We start from the raw sequence: 3,738 nt of genomic DNA, 5'->3' as shown, positions 1-3,738 counted from the left end.
GACATCTTTCATAATTCAAATAAGAAAAAAATATCTGCCACTAAATCACTAAAACACGAAAGAAACACTAAAAATTCTTTTGTGAAATTTTGTGTCTTTGTGTTTTTGTGGCATAAAATGAATTATGAAAGAAATCTATTGATGAATGAATAATTTTTATTTTTCTGCCAACCTCCACGAAGAAGTTGACGGATTGAAAGTTTTTCTGCCAACCTCCACGAAGAAGTTGACGGATTGAAAGTTTTTCTGCCAACCTCCACGAGGAAGTTGACGGATTGAAAGTTTTTCCGCCAACCTCCACGAGGAAGTTGACGGATTGAAAGTTTTTCCGCCAACCTTCACGAAGAAGTTGATGGATTGAAAGTTTTTCCGCCAACCTCCACGAGGAAGTTGATGGATTGAAAGTTTTTCTGCCAACCTCCACGAAGAAGTTGACGGATTGAAAGTTTTTCCGCCAACCTCCACGAGGAAGTTGATGGATTGAAAGTTTTTCTGCCAACCTGAATGAAGAGGTTAACGGATTGAAAATTTTTCTGTTCCTCCGAACGAAAATATTGATGAATTGCTCTTTCATTGTCGTTCCTTCATTATATATTGCCTGCGTTTTCATTTTGTTGATTGATTCTGCACCTATAACGGAGGGTAGTTCTTAAATGTTTCGCGGTTTCTCGTGAACAGGGGCGAAATCTCGTGAGGGCGGGTGTTTTCTCGTGAGCAGGGGTGTTTCAGGCAGCCGAGGAAGGAGAATCGCTGTTTTTATTATACCATCGGTAGTCAGGTTTTAGAATAGTAAATGGGTACAAATAACGAATCATTACAGATTTACAGAAGTGCAAAATATTCGAATCATTCTGTAATTTCGTAAATTGGTATCCATTCGTTATCTGTACCATTGGCGTGGTAAAGCAACAAATACAATCAAAAGATTTCAGGGTTTGAGAGTAACCTTTTTAGTATATCCTCGTAATACGAGTCGGCATTCTTTTCTTCTTTCAACCAAAACAATAAGTACATGAAAAAAATCACTGCTCTCACTTGCTCCTTCGGAGCCATCGCCAGTATAAAGATTGTGCGCGCTCCTTAAATCACACTTCTAATGAAACGCAAGAATGTTATGAGAACTTTTTTATACATCAATGTTTTAATGTTTATCTCCCATTTGTGTTATTGCCAAACATGGTCTACAGTGGGCTCTGTGCCTGCCGGTGCCGGAGGTGCTTTGCTGACAGATACTTTAAATAACCGGTTGTGTGTTGGAGGAAAATTTACTTGGAATGGCACTAACTGGGATTCTCTTGGTTCTGGAATGGGTGGTGTAGCAAATGCTTTTGTAAGAGCATTAGCAATGTATAATGGAGAATTATATGCAGGAGGTTATTTTACAACTGCTGGCGGAAATCCGGCTAATTACATTGCAAAATGGAATGGCATAACTTGGTTACCTGTAGGAACAGGTATGAATGATCAAGTTTCTGCATTGGCTGTATATAATGGAGAATTATATGCAGGAGGTTTGTTTACCGTTGCTGGAGGTAATCCGGCTAATTACATTGCAAAATGGAATGGCACAACTTGGTTGCCTGTAGGAACAGGAGTTGACGATATGGTTTTGACTTTACTTGAATATAATGGGAAACTTTATACAGGAGGATGGTTCACTAATGCAGGAAGTAATCCTGCTAATTATATTGCAAGTTGGGATGGAAGCACATGGTCATCAGTTTGATTAGGAACAAATGGCACCGTTCGGTCGTTTGGAATATATAGTGGGACGCTTTATTTGGGTGGAGGATTCAATATGGCGGGTAATGTGCCTGCTAATAATATTGCCAGTTGGAATGGTTCAGCTTTTGACTCACTGGGTGCGGGAGTAGATGACTATGTCTATACATTGACTGCTTACAATTGTGAATTATACGCTGGAGGTAATTTTGACACTGCTAGTGGGATTCCCATCAACAACAATAAAATAGCAAAATGGAATGGAACAGCATGGAGCGCTGTCGGGTCTGCAATAACATCTGCCGGTATTAACTCTTTATCTGTTTATAATGGCGACTTGTATGTTGGAGGAACGATATTTTCTCCCTGCTTTATGTGTGGCATTCTGAAATGGAATATCCCCATCCCATCATCTCCGAATGCTTCATTCTTTGCTAATGATTCAAATATACAGATGGGCAGCTATATAAAATTTACAAATACAAGTACAACCGGAACAACTGCTCAATGGAGTTTTCAGGGAGGGATTCCTGCAAGTTCCACTGACCTTAATCCAATCATTTATTATCCAAACGTTGGTACTTATGATGTTACACTAATAGCAACAAATTGTGCTGGCTCAGATACTTTGGTTAAAAGCGTTTACATTAAGGTTGATTCAGTCATACACTCCATTGCTTATGGACAATCAACGGATTATATCAATGTAACAATTTACGAAGATAGAAATACAGTATTGCCGGACTTTAGCGCCACTTTTCAATATGAGATTTATTACTACAAACCATCACTTATGATTCTTTAACGAGCCCAATTATATTGTTTATACATGCGCTTAACGGAATAGGAGCACAATATATTAATGTACAAAGCATTGCAGACAGAAGAAACGCTCTTATTGTTTCCCCTACTCCACCACTGAATTTTGCTATAACAACATGGACAGGTGCTTATGATTATGTTGCTGATACTATGACTTGCGGAACAGGGATTCATTTAATTCATATTTGGCTGCCTCACGTTTTTAAACAGATATACCGCCATGTTTTAGCGCGTGAAAACAGAGATTCCATTCCGGTTTATTTTACCGGCTTTTCAGCGGGAGCGCAATGTGTTACAAGGTATATGCTTGTGAGGCAGTTCTTTCCTGATTCCATTCCTATTAAAATGGCTGTTTCTATGTCGCCTGCTGGCTACATATTTGGCACCGATATTTTTAATGATTCCACTATGGTTTTTCCATTCGGTCTAGCAAAAGGGTCAGTTGGCTCTGAATGGGACTGCAAGACCTCTATTTATGATACACTTGACCTTCATTTTTTATGCAATGAGCATGTAGTGCAGTATTATAATGAGAACTATGGAGTGATGGTGGGAACATTAGATACTGCTGCTTATGGCTGGTGGCCACTGACGATAGAAGGATATAGCCGCTATGAACGCGCAAAAAACTTTTATAACTTTTCAGATACCAATGCCATTACGCGAGGCACTACGCTTAAATGGGTTTATGATACCGTGCCGGGCGTTGGGCATGCGGGGGCTACATTATATAGTACAACTGCCACAGGCGACAGTATTCCCATAGTTGAACGTGTACTGTTTGATACTCCATGGCACCCTGTTCCAAACAGCGCGCTTGCAATTGATTTTAGTTCGGATAAAAATATTGTTTCTTTGCCTAATGCCACTGTGCAGTTTTACAACAACACCCTTAATGCAACAAGTTACTTGTGGGATTTTGGAGATGGATATGGCAGCACAGTGGTAAATCCTTCGCATACATACGCATCAGTTGATACATTTACTGTTAAACTCACTGCCAGCAGCGGAAGCGGATGTACTTATACGCTCACAAAGAAGTATTATATCATCGTGAAAAGCGGAATGGGAGTAAATGAAAGTACGATGTACGATGCACGATGTACGATTTATCCTAATCCCACGAGCGGAGTGTTTAATGTGCAGATGAGCCAATTTGAAAATTTGAAAATGAAAGACATTGAAATATATAAT

The 3,738-nt window shown here is 39.5% G+C and carries 4 protein-coding genes; 3 read left to right on the top strand and 1 reads right to left on the bottom strand.

Going from position 1 to position 3,738, the window contains the following annotated elements:
• Window positions 1-67: 67 nt before the first annotated feature.
• Window positions 68-610: a hypothetical protein gene (locus tag HY841_07865; protein MBI4930663.1), complete on the bottom strand. Its 543-nt coding sequence runs from the start codon at window positions 608-610 to the stop codon at window positions 68-70.
• Between the two features lie 504 nt (window positions 611-1,114).
• Between HY841_07865 and HY841_07860 the strand changes: the two genes are divergently transcribed.
• The 3 genes from HY841_07860 to HY841_07850 all read left to right on the top strand — a co-directional run.
• A complete protein-coding gene (locus tag HY841_07860) occupies window positions 1,115-1,726 on the top strand; it encodes a hypothetical protein (protein ID MBI4930662.1) in 612 nt (203 codons plus the stop codon).
• Window positions 1,727-1,798: 72 nt separating this feature from the next.
• Window positions 1,799-2,527: a PKD domain-containing protein gene (locus HY841_07855; protein ID MBI4930661.1), complete on the top strand. Its 729-nt coding sequence runs from the start codon at window positions 1,799-1,801 to the stop codon at window positions 2,525-2,527.
• Window positions 2,528-2,541: 14 nt separating this feature from the next.
• Window positions 2,542-3,738: PKD domain-containing protein (locus tag HY841_07850; protein MBI4930660.1), on the top strand; the 1,197-nt coding region annotated here is incomplete at its 3' end.

The sequence above is a fragment of the Bacteroidota bacterium genome (assembly GCA_016213405.1).
In the GTDB taxonomy this organism is placed as follows: Bacteria; Bacteroidota; Bacteroidia; order Palsa-948; family Palsa-948; genus Palsa-948.
This window is presented reverse-complemented; position numbering and strand designations above follow the sequence as displayed.